The 14,535-nt window shown below is 68.2% G+C and carries 14 protein-coding genes; 5 read left to right on the forward strand and 9 right to left on the reverse strand.

Annotated elements, in window-relative coordinates:
* Positions 1–7 precede the first annotated feature (7 nt).
* Positions 8–1,084 carry a serine hydrolase domain-containing protein gene (locus AB0I43_RS07360; protein WP_357431531.1) on the forward strand — a complete coding sequence of 359 codons (1,077 nt, stop codon included), beginning with the start codon at positions 8–10 and terminating at the stop codon, positions 1,082–1,084.
* Positions 1,085–1,124: 40 nt separating this feature from the next.
* On the opposite strand, the gene AB0I43_RS07365 is transcribed toward AB0I43_RS07360, so the two are convergent.
* Positions 1,125–2,303, reverse strand: coding sequence for an MFS transporter (locus AB0I43_RS07365; protein WP_357431533.1), 1,179 nt, complete (start codon positions 2,301–2,303; stop codon positions 1,125–1,127).
* Positions 2,304–2,449: 146 nt separating this feature from the next.
* On the opposite strand from AB0I43_RS07365, the gene AB0I43_RS07370 reads away from it, so the two are divergent.
* Positions 2,450–3,034, forward strand: a complete 585-nt coding sequence (locus AB0I43_RS07370; RefSeq protein ID WP_357431535.1) for a dihydrofolate reductase family protein — start codon at positions 2,450–2,452, stop codon at positions 3,032–3,034.
* 20 nt (positions 3,035–3,054) lie between these two features.
* Here AB0I43_RS07370 and AB0I43_RS07375 read toward each other — a convergent pair whose 3' ends face one another.
* From AB0I43_RS07375 to rpsF, 6 genes are all read right to left on the reverse strand, one after another.
* Positions 3,055–4,059, reverse strand: coding sequence for an RNA polymerase subunit sigma-70 (locus AB0I43_RS07375; protein WP_357431537.1), 1,005 nt, complete (start codon positions 4,057–4,059; stop codon positions 3,055–3,057).
* A 9-nt stretch (positions 4,060–4,068) separates the two neighbouring features.
* Complete coding sequence (gene dnaB / locus AB0I43_RS07380) at positions 4,069–6,705, reverse strand: replicative DNA helicase (RefSeq protein ID WP_357431539.1); 2,637 nt, start codon at positions 6,703–6,705, stop codon at positions 4,069–4,071.
* Between the two features lie 642 nt (positions 6,706–7,347).
* The gene (gene rplI / locus AB0I43_RS07385) at positions 7,348–7,800 is read right to left on the reverse strand and encodes a 50S ribosomal protein L9 (RefSeq protein WP_356972022.1); all 453 of its coding nucleotides are present in this window, start codon (positions 7,798–7,800) and stop codon (positions 7,348–7,350) included.
* Between the two features lie 16 nt (positions 7,801–7,816).
* Positions 7,817–8,068 (reverse strand): 30S ribosomal protein S18, encoded by a 252-nt coding sequence (gene rpsR / locus AB0I43_RS07390; RefSeq protein ID WP_209885537.1) that lies wholly within the window; start codon positions 8,066–8,068, stop codon positions 7,817–7,819.
* 50 nt (positions 8,069–8,118) lie between these two features.
* The gene (locus AB0I43_RS07395; protein ID WP_356972023.1) at positions 8,119–8,673 is read right to left on the reverse strand and encodes a single-stranded DNA-binding protein; all 555 of its coding nucleotides are present in this window, start codon (positions 8,671–8,673) and stop codon (positions 8,119–8,121) included.
* Between the two features lie 129 nt (positions 8,674–8,802).
* Complete coding sequence (gene rpsF, locus AB0I43_RS07400) at positions 8,803–9,090, reverse strand: 30S ribosomal protein S6 (RefSeq protein WP_356972024.1); 288 nt, start codon at positions 9,088–9,090, stop codon at positions 8,803–8,805.
* 168 nt (positions 9,091–9,258) lie between these two features.
* On the opposite strand from rpsF, the gene AB0I43_RS07405 reads away from it, so the two are divergent.
* Both AB0I43_RS07405 and AB0I43_RS07410 read left to right on the forward strand, forming a co-directional pair.
* Positions 9,259–10,713, forward strand: coding sequence for a hypothetical protein (locus tag AB0I43_RS07405; protein WP_357431541.1), 1,455 nt, complete (start codon positions 9,259–9,261; stop codon positions 10,711–10,713).
* A gap of 36 nt (positions 10,714–10,749) precedes the next feature.
* Positions 10,750–11,712: a DUF389 domain-containing protein gene (locus tag AB0I43_RS07410; RefSeq protein WP_356972026.1), complete on the forward strand. Its 963-nt coding sequence runs from the start codon at positions 10,750–10,752 to the stop codon at positions 11,710–11,712.
* 3 nt (positions 11,713–11,715) lie between these two features.
* Here the strand turns inward: AB0I43_RS07410 and AB0I43_RS07415 are convergent, their stop codons facing one another.
* The gene (locus AB0I43_RS07415) at positions 11,716–12,246 is read right to left on the reverse strand and encodes an ABATE domain-containing protein (protein ID WP_356972027.1); all 531 of its coding nucleotides are present in this window, start codon (positions 12,244–12,246) and stop codon (positions 11,716–11,718) included.
* An 82-nt stretch (positions 12,247–12,328) separates the two neighbouring features.
* Here AB0I43_RS07415 and AB0I43_RS07420 point away from each other — a divergent pair, with 82 nt between their 5' ends.
* Positions 12,329–13,213 carry a DMT family transporter gene (locus AB0I43_RS07420; protein WP_356972028.1) on the forward strand — a complete coding sequence of 295 codons (885 nt, stop codon included), beginning with the start codon at positions 12,329–12,331 and terminating at the stop codon, positions 13,211–13,213.
* Between the two features lie 52 nt (positions 13,214–13,265).
* On the opposite strand, the gene AB0I43_RS07425 is transcribed toward AB0I43_RS07420, so the two are convergent.
* Positions 13,266–14,387: a DUF475 domain-containing protein gene (locus tag AB0I43_RS07425; protein ID WP_357431543.1), complete on the reverse strand. Its 1,122-nt coding sequence runs from the start codon at positions 14,385–14,387 to the stop codon at positions 13,266–13,268.
* Between the last annotated feature and the right edge of the window lie 148 nt (positions 14,388–14,535).

Consider the following 14,535-nt stretch of genomic DNA (forward strand, 5'->3'; position numbering starts at 1 on the left):
GACCACCATGACCACCAACCGCACCGCACTGCAGCAGACCATCGACGAGATCGTCGGCACCGGCTTCGTCGGCATCTCGCTGCGCGTGCACGATGAACAAGGCGAATGGGTCGGCCGCGCCGGCCGCGGCGAACTCGCCGCCGACGCCCTGCCGCCACTCGACGGCCACGTCCGGATCGGCAGCAACACCAAGACCTTCATCGCCACCGTCGCCCTGCAACTGGTGGGCGAGGGCAAGATCGAACTCGACACCGCCGTCGCGAAATACCTGCCCGAGTTCGACCTCGACCCGCGCATCACCGTGCGCATGCTGTTGCAGCACACCAGCGGAATCTTCAACTTCACCGGCGAGTACTACGAGGACGGCAGCACCGCGCCCGGCATCGTGTGGTCGGGCCAGGACTGGGTGCAGGACCGCTTCCGCACCTACCCGCCCGAAGAACTGGTGCGGGTCGCGCTGGCCAACCCCGCGCGGTTCGAACCCGGCACCGACTGGAGCTACTCCAACACCAACTTCGTGCTGGCCAAGCTGGTCATCGAGCGGGCCACCGGCAGCACGCTGGCCGCCGAGATGCAGCGGCTGATCCTCGGCCCGCTCGAACTGACGGGCACGGTCGTCCCGGAAACCTCGACCGAGATCCCCGAGCCGCACGCGCACGCCTACTACCGATTCACCGACGCCGCGGGCGCCGAGCAGATCGTCGACGTCACCAGCCAGAACCCGTCCTGGATCTCCGGCGGCGGCGACATGATCTCCACGACCCGCGACCTGCACACCTTCATCACCGCCCTGCTGTCCGGGCGGCTGCTGCCGGAGGCGCTGCTGGCGGAGATGCTCACTCCCGAGGCCAAAGTCGGTTACGGCCTGGGCGTGTTCATCCAGGAGACCGGCAGCGGCACCGTCATCACCCACAACGGCGGGCACGGCGGGCACGGTGCGCTGATGTACAGCACCCGCGACGGCGCCAAGACCCTGACCGCCGCCCTGAACTACGTCGACGACGCCGACCTGTCGCTCTCGGCGGAGTTCCAGCAGGCGACCCAGCGGCTGGTCGGCGAGGTCTTCGGCCCGGTCGCCGAATAGCGCCGGAGGCCACGCCGAACCAGGCGTGGCCTTCGCCGTGTCAGCAGGAGGCGGTGTCGTCCGCCCGCGTCATGACCATGGCCGCGCCGATGGCTCCCGCGGCGAGCAGCGCGGTCAGCGGCCAGCCGAACCAGGTCACCGCCGCCGCGCCGAACGCGGTGCCCGCGCTGCCGCCGACGAAGTAGACCACCATGTAGGCGCTGTTGAACCGGGCCGGGGCACCGGGATCGAGGGCGAGCACGGTGCTCTGATTGGCGACTTGCGCGGCGAACAGGCCCGCGTCGAACAGGGCCAGGGCGAGGACCGTCGCGACCACGCTCGGCAGGGCGACGCCGAGCACCAGCGCGGCCGCCGCGGCGAGCGCCAGGCCCCCGAGGATCACCCGGCGCGCGCCGAACCGATCGGTCCACGCTCCGGCGACCCGGGTGGCCACGATCCCGAGCAGACCGGCCGCCGCGTACCAGCCGATCCGCTCCGCGGACAACGAATACGGCGGCTGCGACAGCGCGACCGCCACCCCGGCCCACACCGCACAGAAGGCGAAGAACCACAGCGCACCCCGCACGGCCGCGAGCCGCAGCGCCGGAAAATGCCGCCACAGCCCCGGCATCGACCGCAGGGTGCCGAGATACCCGCTGCTCGCATTCGGTGCGACGGCCGGAATCAGCAGCGCCGCCACCGCCAGCGCAGCGCACCCCACCGCCAGCGTCACCAGCGTGCCCCGCCAGCCCACCGCGTCCGCGAGCCAGCCGCCGACCATCCGGCCCGCCAGAATCCCCGCCGAGATCCCCGCCGTCACCGCCCCGAGCACCGTCGCCCGCCGACCGGGCGCCGCCAGCCGCCCCGCCAGCGAACTGAGCGCCGCGCCCACCGACGACGCGGCCCCGATCAACACCATCGCGCCGCCCAGCAACCACACCGACCCGGCCACCGCACTCGCCGCCAGCATCGCGGCCAGCGCCCCGAACTGCACACTCAGCAGGCGTCGCGCCGGCATCTGATCGATCAGCGGAACCACCAGCGCCAGCCCGGCCAGATAACCCAGCGGCCCACCCGCCAAGGCGAAGCCGACCGCCGCCACCGAAACCCCGAGCGCTGCCGCGACTTCGGCGATCGCGGGCTGCAAAGGATAAATCGCCGACGTACCCCACGCGGCCGCCACCGCCAGGAACACCACCACCGGCGCGCCCAGCCCCGCCTGTTTCGTCTCGAATGCCATGCCTCGACGCTAAGCAGCGAACCAGCCCGAGTCCGGCGGCTTTTCGCCCTGAACAGCCCGAACGCGGAGCCGCGGAGCGCACCGATCAGGTTTTCCCGCCGCGCTCGTCTGTACAGGTGCGAAATCGACTCACGAAAGGCTCAACCATGCGCAAACTGACCTTCGCCATGAACGCGACGCTGGACGGCTACATCGCCGCCCCCGGCGACGACCTCGGCTGGAGCGCCGGGGAGGGACCGGACTCCTCGCCGGACGACGAACTGTTCCAGTGGTGGTCCGACCGGGTCGGCGCGACGGACCTGGCGCTCTACGGGCGCAAACTGTGGGAGGTGATGAGCTCGCACTGGCCGACCGCGGACCAGCAGCCCGGTGCCAGCCCGGCCGAGATCGAGTACGCCCGCCGCTGGCGGGACATGCCGAAGGTGGTGTTCTCCGCGACCGCCGGCGCGGTCGACTGGAACACCCGCTGGGTCACCGGCGACGCGGTCGCCGAGATCACCCGGCTCAAGGCCGAAGACGCGGGCCCGATGGACATCGGCGGCGCGATGCTCGCCGGCGCGGCCATGCGGGCCGGACTGATCGACGAATACGTGCTCGTCACCATGCCGGTGCTGGTGGGCGGCGGCACGCCGTTCTTCACGGCGCTGGACAACTGGGTGAACCTGACCCTGGCCGAGACCAGGACGTTTCCGGGCGGCGTGGTGCTGACCCGATACGAGACGCGGCGCTGACGATGTTCGAGGGTGCTCGATCACAGCGTTTGCGGTAGCGCCAACCACGGTTTGCCGGTGGCGTCGAACCCGGTCAGCTCGGCGATCTTCCCGTCGACGATGTGCAGGACCGCGAGGTTGAACAACCGGTACTCCGGGTCACCGGGGACGCGCCGGTACAGCACGGCGGCGGGCATGCGGTTGACCGTCGTGGCGACGCAGCGCCAGTCGTCGTAGCCGGGCTGGAAGAGCCCGCCGGAGACCCAGCCGTCCACCGCGTCCTCGGCCGTGGTCGCGGTGCCCGGCTCGGGCAGCATCGCGAAGCGCAGGTCCTCGCGCAGCAGTGCGGTCAGCCCGGCGAGGTCGTTGCGTTCGTGGGCCGTCATATACGACTTCACCACGTCGCGTTCGTCATTCGACACCTCGTGGATGGCGGGGCTGCGCCAGTCGAGGCGGCGGCCGGGCAGCTCCGCGCGCACCGTCACGCGCGCCCGTTGCAGAGCACTGGTCACCGAGGCGACCGTCAGCTCGAGGGCGTCGGCCGCCTGCGGCGCCGGCCAGCCGAGGATGTCGCGCAGAATGAACACCGCCCGCTGCCGCGGCGGCAGATGCTGGACGGCGACGATGAATGCCAGCTCGATCGTTTCCCGGGCCACCACCGAATCCTGGGGATCCTCGGGCAGCATCCGGTCAGGGTAGGGCTGGAGGTAGAGCACCTCGGTGCCGACCGCCGTCGGATCGGCCGGCACCGGCGTCCGGTCCTTGCGCTTGGCCAGGAAGTCGAGGCAGGCGTTCGTCGCGATCCGGTACAGCCAGGTCCGCAGCGCGGCGTGCCCCTGGTACGACTCCCGCTTGTGCCACGCTCGCAGCAACGTCTCCTGCGTCATGTCCTGCGCGTCTTCGTAATTCGCGAGCATCCGATAGCAGTGCACCTGCAATTCGCGCCGATACCGCTCCGTGAGCAGCGCGAACCGCGCCGAATCGCCGGAGCGAACCACCTCGAGGACCGTCGCCTCGTCCCCGTTCGGCACTCCAGCGTCGGCCATGGCGCCGCGCTACCCCCGTGCCATGTCCACGAAGCGGCTCAAATGCAGCTGGTGGGCGACGGTGATGGTGGCGGTGGGGCCGTTACGGTGCTTGCCGAGGATGAGGTCGGCCTCGCCGCCGCGCGGGTCGTCACGTTCGAAGGCGTCCGGGCGGTGCAACAGGATGACCATGTCGGCGTCCTGCTCGAGCGAGCCCGATTCGCGAAGGTCGGAGACCATGGGGCGCTTGTCGGTTCGCTGTTCGGGACCACGGTTCAGCTGCGAGATCGCGATGACGGGAACTTCGAGTTCCTTGGCCAGCAGTTTCAGGTGCCGCGAGAATTCCGAGACTTCCTGCTGCCGCGATTCGACTTTCTTACCCGACGACATCAGCTGGAGGTAATCCACCACTACCAGCTTCAAATCGTGCCGCTGCTTCAACCGGCGCGCCTTCGCCCGGATCTCCATCATCGTCAAGTTCGGCGAATCGTCCACGAACAGCGGCGCTTCACTGATCTCACTCATCCGCCGCGCCAGCTTCGTCCAGTCGTCGTCACTCATCCGACCGGACCGCATATCACCCAATTTGATTTTCGCCTCGGCCGAAAGCAACCGCATCACGATCTCGGTCCGGCTCATCTCCAACGAAAAAATAACGCTCGCCAAACCGTGCTTGATAGAGCAACTCCGCATGAAATCCATGCCGAGTGTGGAATTGTGGGTCGGCACCATGGCACGGCCGGCCAGGTAGAGGTGATCGGCGTTGTCGACCTCGACGCAGCGTACCGGCACGCTGTCGACCCGGCGGACGTCGACGATGTACCGCGAGCCCGAACGGGCCGTGCTCTTGGCGGCACGCCGTTCCTTGTGCAGCAGGGCTTTCCGATAGAGGCCGAAGACTTCGTCCTCGGTGGCGAAAGTGACGGTGTACGCCGTCGAGGAAGCCTCGGTGCGCCCGCGCACCCGCTTGGTCGAAACACCGCAGCGATAGCCCAGGCTGACCACGAGTTCGCACACATCGTGGAACAGCCGCTCATCGGTGACGGAGAACTGAACCGATCCGCCGTGTGTCACCGTGCCGTCGGTATCGAGCAGGCCCGCGAGCAGCGCGCGACGCTGCGGCTCCGAGGCGCGCAGGTACTCCACCGGAATGTGCTTGTCGCCCAGGACACCGATCGTCCGTAGCCGAGCCTGCACACTGCCGACGCTGTTGCGGCACTCCTGGCACAGCCGCAGCCCGATCGACGGCCCGCCGCAACGTGGGCAGCTCGGCGCGGGAACCGGCTCGGAGAAGAAGCGTGCCTTGCCGCCACACGACTTTCCGCAGGTGCGGATTTCACTGGTGAACGGGATGAATTCCGCGCCGCAAACCACACATTCCCGCGCGGAGATCGGCTCGTCGGCGGGCAGATGCAGGTAGTAGCGCAGCGCCGTCGATCGGGAGGGAACCGCGACGATGCCCTCGGCCTCGACGCGCGCGATGATCTCCGGGTCGGCCGAGGTGAGTTGCGCGGCGGCCGAGGTGCCGTCGCCCAGCCACGCACCCAGGGTGTAGGGCGGCACCAGCAGCGATCGGCTCGGCAGCTGAAGGGGTTTCGCGTTGGTGACCGAATGGTTGAGCCGGGCGTCAGCGGTGGCACAACGCAGCGTCCGCGCGATCTCCGCTGTGGTCCGGACCTCGGCGAACGTGCGCTGATTGCGGTAGCGGTTATATCCGCGCGCGGCCTGCTGCGCGGAACGACGCGAGCGGCGCGTCTCGGTCAGCCACTGGTGCTGTTCGTCGGCGACCAGCACTGTGCCGTCGGAGAATTCGACCTCGTAGCACGGCCGATCGGTCATCACCTCGGTGGCGGCGAGGACCCGGGTAGGTCGGCCTGCGGCATCGAGGAGTTCGTCGCCGACACGCACCGCGCCCATCGTGGTCCACCCGGTGGGCGTCGGCAGCGGTGTATCCAGGGCCAGGGCCTTGCCGACGCCCGGGCGCGCCGCGACGATGATCATCTGGCCGGGGTGCAGGCCGTTGGTGATCTCGTCGAGTTCGGTGAAGCCGGTGGGGACGCCGAGGGAGATGCCGCCGCGGGAGGCGATGGAATCGATTTCGTCCATGGTGGGCTGGAGGAGTTCCTCCAGGGGCATGAAATCTTCGGTGGTGCGGCGCTCGGTGACCTCGTAGATCTCGGCCTGGGCGCGGTCGACCACCTCGGCGACGTCCTGGCCGTCGGCGCCGGCGTAGCCGAACTGGACGATGCGGGTGCCGGCCTCCACCAGGCGGCGCAGAATGGCCTTCTCCGCGACGATTTCGGCGTAGAAGCCGGCGTTGGCGGCGGTGGGGACGGTCTGGGTCAGGGTGACCAGGTACGGGGGGCCGCCGATGCGCTTGAGCTCGCCGCGGCGGTCCAGGCCGGCGGCGACGGTGACCGGGTCGGCGGGTTCGCCGCGACCGTAGAGATCGAGGATGGTGTCGTAGACGGCCTGGTGCGCGGGGCGGTAGAAATCGCCGGGGCGCAGCACCTCGACGACATCGGCGATGGCGTCCTTGGACAGCAGCATGCCGCCCAGCACCGACTGCTCGGCCGACATGTCGTGCGGGGGCTGCCGGCCGAAATCTTCGCCGGGGGGTTCGGGCGGGAATTCCGAGGTGTGCCCGCGGTCATCGACGACTGCCACCAGACTCGACCGTCCTCTCGTCCCCTCGACCGGGATCACACTATCGATGAGTTGTTCTACTCCCGGGTACCGACACATCGGCCGAGCTGCCCACGCCACCAGGCGGTTTCGCCGCCGCTCACCGGCGGAGGCCAGCAAACCGTTGCGGCGGGGTGCAACCCGATCTTCGTACCCGTTGCTGCGACGAACCTAGGCGACGTCTCGGCGGGTCGCCAAACCGACCTGTGTACACAACTGTGGATAACTTGGGGAGTGTTCACCCAGCCGTGTGCAGCCGCTGTGGACTACTTGGGGAAAACCCAGGTCACACCGCAGAAACGTGCAGCTGGGAAATGGTTTCCCAGGCTATCGACATGTGGATTAATAAAGTGACGGCGTGTCGTTCGAGATGAACAACCGGGCGTGTTGGGTGAACGCGGGATGTGGAGAAGGCTGCCGCGCCTCACATTGCGATCGGTCTGTTTTCTAGTAATCCACAGGCCGAATAACCGGTGGTGGTACCAGGTCCGAAAAAGCGCCCGAGTTATAGCCGGGCGTCGCATGCGAGACAGAGCTAACTCGCGGTTATTAGGAATGGCGACCGCGGACGCGCAACCGAAGACCACCCCCGCGCAGTACGCGAGGGTGGTCTCGGAACCGAACTCAGTTGGCCGCGACCTGCAGGTCGAACTTGGCGACCACGTCGGGGTGCAGGTGCACCACGACGCCGTGCTTGCCAACGGTCTTGATGTGCGACTTCGGCAGCTCGATGCTGCGCTTGTCGACCACGGGGCCGCCGGCGGTCTTGATGGCCGCGGCGACATCCGCCTGGGTGACCGAACCGAAGAGCTTGCCGGTGCCGGCGGTCTTCACCGACAGCCCGACCGACTCCAGGCCCTCGATGGCCTGCTTCAGCTCGTTGGCGTGATCGAGGTCGCGCACCTTGCGGGCGTCCTGCGCCCGGCGGATGCCCTCGACCTGCTTCTGCGCGCCACGGCTGGCGACGATGGCCAGGCCGCGCGGCAGCAGGAAGTTCCGGCCGTAGCCGTCCTTGACCTCGACGGTGTCGCCGGGCGCACCGAGGTTGTCCACATCAGCAGTAAGAATGAGCTTCATTGCGATGCTTCCCTTCTCAGCGAGCCGTGGAGACGTAAGGCAGCAGGGCCACCTCACGGCTGTTCTTGACGGCAACGGCGACATCGCGCTGGTGCTGCACGCAGTTGCCGGTGACCCGGCGAGCGCGGATCTTGCCGCGATCACTGACGTACTTACGCAGCAGCGTGGTGTCCTTGTAATCGATCTTCACGGTGCCGGACTTGGCTTCCTTGCAGAAAGTGCAAGCCTTCTTCTTCAGCACCTTTTCGCGCGCGGGCGCTTTAGGCATGGTTTAACTCCGTTTGGTTATCGGGCCCGAGGCCCGAGGTATGCCGTTCGTCAGAACGGCGGTTCGTCATCAACGCGGCCGCCGCCCCCGAAGGAGCCGGCCGCGGGCGCACTGCCCCAGGGATCGTCTTCGGCGCCGCCGGAACGACCGCCGCCACCACCGGAACCGGAGGAGGAGGACGCGGCGAAGTTGTTGCCGCCGCCACCGCCACCGAAGCCGCCTCCGCCGCCGCCACCGCCGCGATTGGCCTTGTTGACCTTCGCGGTGGCGTAACGCAGCGAGGGACCGACCTCGTCGACCTCGAGTTCGACGACCGTGCGCTTCTCACCCTCACGGGTTTCGTAGGAGCGCTGCTTCAGTCGGCCGCTCACGATCACTCGCGAGCCTCGGGTCAGCGATTCGGCGACATTTTCCGCAGCTTCGCGCCAGATGTTGCAGCGCAGGAAAAGCGCTTCGCCGTCTTTCCACTCATTCGAATTACGGTCGAACACACGGGGAGTCGACGCGACGGTGAAATTGGCCACCGCCGCCCCCGCGGGCGTGAATCGAAGCTCGGGGTCAGCCGTCAAGTTTCCGATGACGGTGATGACCGTGTCGCCTGCCATGTGGTTCCTCCTGCTCGGTGTGCAGTCCGCCTTGCACTCGCTTTGCGCTAGAGCCTAGGCATAGGCACCGACGCTAGCCATGCGGGATCCCGGCTGAAATCGGGCCGGGACGACCGCGTCAGGCCGCGATCACTTGCCGTGGCGCAGAACCTTGGTGCGCAGCACCGACTCGTTCAGGCCCAGCTGGCGGTCGAGCTCGCTCACCGTGGCGGGGGTGGCGGTCAGATCGACCACCGCGTAGATGCCCTCGGCCTGCTTCGAGATCTCGTAGGCGAGCCGGCGACGGCCCCAGATGTCGACCTTGTCGACCTTGCCGCCCTCGGTCTTGACGACGTTCAGCATGTTGTCCAGCGACGGACCAACAGTGCGCTCGTCCAGACTCGGGTCGAGGATAACCATCACTTCGTAATGACGCACGGACCAATCACCTCCTGTGGGCTAAATCGGCCACGGACGGTCCGTGGCAGGAGGGTTCGTTGCGTCAGCAACCCGACAAGGCTACATGCTCCCCAGGTCAACACTGAAATCGATACAACAGGACTGGGGGAGGAGCGCGAGCGCGCGCGGCCACCTAGGGTGGTGCGCATGTCGACCGGACCGGCTGTCAGCGACCTGGTTTCGGACCGCGAGTCTCCGTGGTCCGCTCCGGCGCGCGGCTCCGAAGCCGTATCCGGGCGTGACGCGGACCACAGGCTGCGGGCGGCCACGGCCCGGCGCTTCGTCCGCCCGTCCCTGGTCCTGGTCGTTTTCCTGCTCTGCGCGCTCACCCTGATCCTGGCCTACGCGAACAAGGCGCGCTGCGCGGGCGGAGAGTTCTACGGTGACGGCCGCAGCACGGCCTTCGACGTCGTCAAGGATTCCGACGTCTGCTACTCCGACATCCAGTTCCTCTGGCTCGGCCGCGAGATCGATCAGCACGTCTTCCCCTATATCCACGGCGGCATCACCGCGGCCGGTGAGCTGACGGGCGGCGCGGTCGAATATCCGGTGCTCAGCGGCCTGCTGATCTGGCTGGGCGCGATCGGCGCGGGCAACGACGCCGAATTCCTGGCGCATTCGGCCTGGCTGCTCGCGCCGTTCGGGCTGCTGACGGCGGTGCTGCTGGCGCTGCTGGCCGGGCGCGCGGCCCTGCTGTGGGCGGCCGGCCCGCCGCTGGTGCTCTACGGCTTCCACAACTGGGATCTGCCGGTGGTGTGCACGGTGGTCGCGGCCGTCTACGTCATGACGCTGACCAGGTATTCGATCCGCACCCGGGGCGTGCTGGCCGCGATCTTGCTCGGTGTCGGCTTCTGTCTCAAGCTGTATCCGGGGTTGTTCCTGGTGCCGCTGCTGATCTATGTGCTGATCGGGGAGGGCCCCGTCCGCCCGCGCGATGTCAAGGGCGCGCTGCTGGCGGGCGCCGCGGCGGTGGGCACGGTGGTCGCGGTGAATCTGCCGTTCGTGCTGTTCGGGTACGAGGGCTGGCGCGCGTCGTTCACCTTCCAGCAGCTGCGGACCGCGGATATCACCACCAATTCCGTCTGGTACTGGGGCCTGCGCCCGCTGTTCGACGCGGATTCCGCCGGTGAGCGCTCCTTTCAGGATCTGGTGTCCTTCGCCTCGCCCGTGCTGATGCTCGCGGCGTTCGCGCTGGCGCTGTGGCTGGGCTGGAAGCGCTGTGCCGAGACGGGGAGCTATCCGTGGATCGGGGTCAGCGGCGCCCTGCTGTGCGCGTTCATGGCGCTGCACAAGGTCCATTCGCCGCAGTACACGCTGTGGCTGATCCCGTTCCTGGTGCTGCTGGCGGTGCCGTGGCCGGTGGTCGGCGCCTATCTGGTCGCGGATCTCGCGATCGGCGTCGGCGTCTTCCGGTACTTCCACGCGCTCGCCACGGGGCACGGGGTGGAGATCTCGGAAAGCATTGTGCAGTTCGGTGTCTGGGGGCGCGCGATCCTGCTGGGCATCCTGTTCTTCCTGTTCCTGCGCGCCCGATTACGCGGCGTGCGACCGGAACCGCCCGTGGTGCCGAGCTACGCGCCCGGCGCGCTGGTGGCCGTCTAGGCGGTGCCGATCGCGCCGGGGCGGCACACTGTGTGAATGCTGCACATCCGGGTCAATGCCCCGAAGGCGATGACCGACGACGTGATCCAGATCTTCGAAGCCGACGACGCCGTGACGGGTCTGTCGGTACTGCGCGGCGCTTCGCTGAAGCCGTCCGGTGACCTGATCCTCGCCGACGTCGCCCGGGAGGCGGCCAACGATGTGATCAATCGCCTGCGCGAACTCGGCGTGCACCGGGAGGGCACCATCGAGGTCGACGAGGTCCGAACCTGGCTCTCGCGCAGCGGTTTCGACGCCGAGGTGCGCACCCCGGGCAGCAGCGCCGACGCGGTGGTGTGGGCGGACGTGACCCAGCGCGCGTACGAGGAAACCGAGCTGAACTGGACCTACCTGAGCTTCATGACGCTGGCGACGGTGATCGCCTCGATCGCCATCATCTTGGATTCGCAGATCCTGGTGATCGGCGCGATGGTGCTCGGCCCCGAGTTCGGCGCTATCGCCGCGCTCGGCGTCGCGCTGGTGCGCCGGCGCTTCACGCTCTTCGGGCTGGCCGCGCGCACCCTGCTGGTCGGCTTCGCCGTGTCGATCAGCGTCACGTTCGTGCTGGCGCTGATCGGGCGCGGGCTGGGCTGGATCACCGTCGACGACGTGACCGGGCCGCGGCCGAGCACGGCGTTCATCTACACGCCCGATAAGTGGTCGTTCATCGTCGCCGTCGTCGCGGCGATGGCGGGCGTGCTCGCCATGACCTCCTCGAAGGCGGCCGGTATGGCGGGCGTCTTCATCTCGGTGACCACCGTCCCCGCCTCGGGCAATATCGCGATGGGCGCGGCCTTCGGTGTGGGAGAGGCGATTTGGGGCAGCACCCTGCAGCTGGTGGTGAACCTCTCGGGCATGGCGCTGGCGGGCTGGGCCACCTTGGCGGTGCAGCAGCGGGTGTGGACCCGCATGTCGATCCGCCGGGCCAGGTCCCTGCACAAGCCCTATCGCATGCTGTAGCGCTCAGGCGTGCCGGGCGCGGAAGTTCGCGCTCTTGGCCCGGTTGCCGCACAGCGTCATATCGCACCAGCGCCTGGTCCCGGCGCGGGAGGTGTCGACGTAGAGCCGCGTGCAGGGCGGCCGCCCGCACTGGTGCACGCGCTGCCGGTGCGGCCCGCCCAGCAGTTCGACGGCCGAGCGCGCGATGGCGGCCAGCGCCGTGTCCGGACTGCCGGTGCGGGCCAGGGTGTCGTCCGAACGCAATGTGACGTGGGGCAATTCGCCGCGCGCGAGGTCGTTGATCAGGCGGCGATCGGCGTCGGCGGGAGCATCGCCGTGCGCCGCGGCCGCGCCGAGACGGTAGACCGCTTCCCGCAGTGTCCGTGCGCGCTCCAGTGTCGCGGCGTCGCAGACCGCGGTATCGAGCAGCTGCGCGGCGACCAGCCACTCGGCCAGGGCGGTCGGTGTCGGCAGGACCTCGATGCGGTCCGTGGTCCGGTGCTGGACGGTGCCCGCGAAGTCCAGCGCGAGGTTCCCGCTCACGAACGTGAACATGCGCCCATAGTAACCATCTTGACAGGTTATGCGCACGGCTGGCACCGTGCTAACCACCTAGAGCGGTTACTCGGGAGGAATCATGAAGGCGCACGTCACCGCTGCCATGCAGCCGTTGTTCGTCCTGATGTGGAGCAGCGCCTTCATCGCGGGCATCATCGGAGTCGGCGCCGCGCCGCCGATGATGGTGCTGCTCGGTCGCTACGCGATCGGCGGCGGCCTGCTGCTGCTCTACGCGCACCTGGCGGGCGCCCGCTGGCCGCGCGGAAACACGCTGCGGCACGTGGTGATCGCGGGCCTGCTCATGCAGATCGTCCAGTTCGGCGCCTTCTACACCGCCATGAGCCAGCACGTCTCGGGCGCGGTCATCGCGCTGATCCAGGGCCTGAACCCGGTGGTCATCGCGCTGTTCGCCGGCTTCCTCGGAGAGACGGTGACGGTGCGGCAGTGGTTCGGATTCGGCATCGGCGGCGTGGGCGTCGCCCTGGCGGTGGCCGACCAGTCGAACTTCTCGGTGGCCGGGCTGGTGCTGTGCCTGATCGGCCTGCTCGGCCTCAGCATCGGCACCGTCTATCAGAAACGGTATGCGCCCCAGGTCGACTCGCGCGCCGCCACCGCGGTGCACGCCGCCGCCAGCGCGCCCCTGGCCGCCGTGCTGGTTCTCGCGACCGGGCAGTGGCAGATCTGGAACGTCCCGCACTTCGCCGCCGCGCTGACCTGGATCGTGCTGGTGAACTCGATGGGCGCGTTCCTGCTGCTCAACGCGATGCTGCGGCGCTGGGACGCGACCCGGGTCGGACGGTTGTTCTTCGCGACCCCCGCGGTGACGGCGCTGCTGGCCTGGCTGCTCATCGATCAGCCGTTGCGGCCCCTGACGATCGCGGGCCTCGGGGTGGGGCTGGTCGGCCTGGTGCTGGCCTCGGCGCGAGCCACCGCAACGGCAACCCGGGCGGTGCCGGTCCGCTGAACGCGAACGGCGGCCCCTCCGCCAGGGAGGGACCGCCGTCGCGATGCGGGAATCAGGAGACCGGAGTCGCCGACTTCTCCAGCTCCACCTCGGGAGCGTCGTCGCCGCCATTGCGCTTGTTGCGGATGATGCTGGTGATGAACGCCGCGCCGATCAGCGCGATGCCGATGAAGCCGGTGACCAGCTCCGGCACGTGCACCTTGATCGAGATGAACAGGATGATCGCCAGGGCGCCGATGGCCCAGTGCGCACCGTGCTCCAGGTAGACGTACTCGCCCAGCGTGCCCTTGCGCACGAGGTAGACCGTGATGGACCGGACGAACATGGCGCCGATCAGGCCCAGGCCCAGCGCGATGATGATCGGGTCGGAGGTGATGGCGAAGGCGCCGATGACACCGTCGAAGGAGAACGACGCGTCGAGCACCTCGAGGTAGAGGAACAGGAAGAACGCGGCTTTACCGGTGGCCTTGACCAGGGTGGACGGCCCACCGTGCTCGTGCTCTTCGACCAGGTTCTCGGTGTGGAACAACGATCCGAGACCGTCGACCGCGATGTAGACGACCATGCCGAGCAGGCCGGCCAGCAGCACGGTGGAGCGGTCCGCGTCGGCGGTGAGGAACTCGGCGGTGAGGATCAGGGTGATGCCGGCCACGACGACCGAGAGCATGTCCAGCTTGCCGGCCTTGGCCAGCGGCTTCTCCAGCCAGGTCAGCCAGGTGATCTCGCGCTCGGAGAAGATGAAGTTCAGGAACAGCATGAACAGGAACATGCCGCCGAACGCGGCGATCGTCGGGTGCGCGTCGGTGAGCAGCTTCTCGTAGCTGGGGCTGCCGTCGGGGAAGGTGAGGGCGTCGTTCTCCGGCGGGTTCAGCGCGAGGTCGAGGGCACGCTTGGGATCCAGCCCGGCGGTGACCCAGACGATCGCGAGCGGGAAGACCAGGCGCATGCCGAAGACGGCGATGAGCACGCCGATGGTGAGGAAGATCTTCTGCCAGAACTCGCTCATGCGCTCGAGGATCGTGGCATTGATGACGGCGTTGTCGAAGGACAGCGACACCTCGAGAACGCCGAGGATGGCACAGAGAATGAACGCCTCGGGGCCGCCGTAGAGGAAGGCCACGATCAGCGATACCACCGTGACGGCGATCGAGAGTCCGTATATGCGCAGGACCACTGGGGACCTTTCGTGTTATGTCTGAAGGGGATCTGAAAGCGGGGTCTTTTCAGCGTGGTCGCTGACGCACTGGATGTCCAACTGCCGCCCCCGAATTTGCACGTCACTGATCGTGGCGTACACACACGAGGGAGGGGGCCCGGCGGCG

It is taken from the genome of Nocardia sp. NPDC050435 (assembly GCF_040655395.1).
In the GTDB taxonomy this organism is placed as follows: Bacteria; Actinomycetota; Actinomycetes; order Mycobacteriales; family Mycobacteriaceae; genus Nocardia.

Excerpts from the sequence above, each read along its gene's own strand:
- AB0I43_RS07405 (WP_357431541.1), top strand. The coding sequence starts at position 9,259 with ATGTCGACCGGACCGGCTGTCAGCGACCTGGTTTCGGACCGCGAGTCT.
- AB0I43_RS07395 (WP_356972023.1), bottom strand. The coding sequence starts at position 8,673 with ATGGCAGGCGACACGGTCATCACCGTCATCGGAAACTTGACGGCTGAC.
- rplI (WP_356972022.1), bottom strand. The coding sequence starts at position 7,800 with ATGAAGCTCATTCTTACTGCTGATGTGGACAACCTCGGTGCGCCCGGC.
- AB0I43_RS07360 (WP_357431531.1), top strand. The coding sequence starts at position 8 with ATGACCACCAACCGCACCGCACTGCAGCAGACCATCGACGAGATCGTC.
- AB0I43_RS07375 (WP_357431537.1), bottom strand. The coding sequence starts at position 4,059 with ATGGCCGACGCTGGAGTGCCGAACGGGGACGAGGCGACGGTCCTCGAG.
- rpsR (WP_209885537.1), bottom strand. The coding sequence starts at position 8,068 with ATGCCTAAAGCGCCCGCGCGCGAAAAGGTGCTGAAGAAGAAGGCTTGC.
- AB0I43_RS07365 (WP_357431533.1), bottom strand. The coding sequence starts at position 2,303 with ATGGCATTCGAGACGAAACAGGCGGGGCTGGGCGCGCCGGTGGTGGTG.
- AB0I43_RS07370 (WP_357431535.1), top strand. The coding sequence starts at position 2,450 with ATGCGCAAACTGACCTTCGCCATGAACGCGACGCTGGACGGCTACATC.
- AB0I43_RS07420 (WP_356972028.1), top strand. The coding sequence starts at position 12,329 with ATGAAGGCGCACGTCACCGCTGCCATGCAGCCGTTGTTCGTCCTGATG.
- AB0I43_RS07415 (WP_356972027.1), bottom strand. The coding sequence starts at position 12,246 with ATGTTCACGTTCGTGAGCGGGAACCTCGCGCTGGACTTCGCGGGCACC.
- AB0I43_RS07410 (WP_356972026.1), top strand. The coding sequence starts at position 10,750 with ATGCTGCACATCCGGGTCAATGCCCCGAAGGCGATGACCGACGACGTG.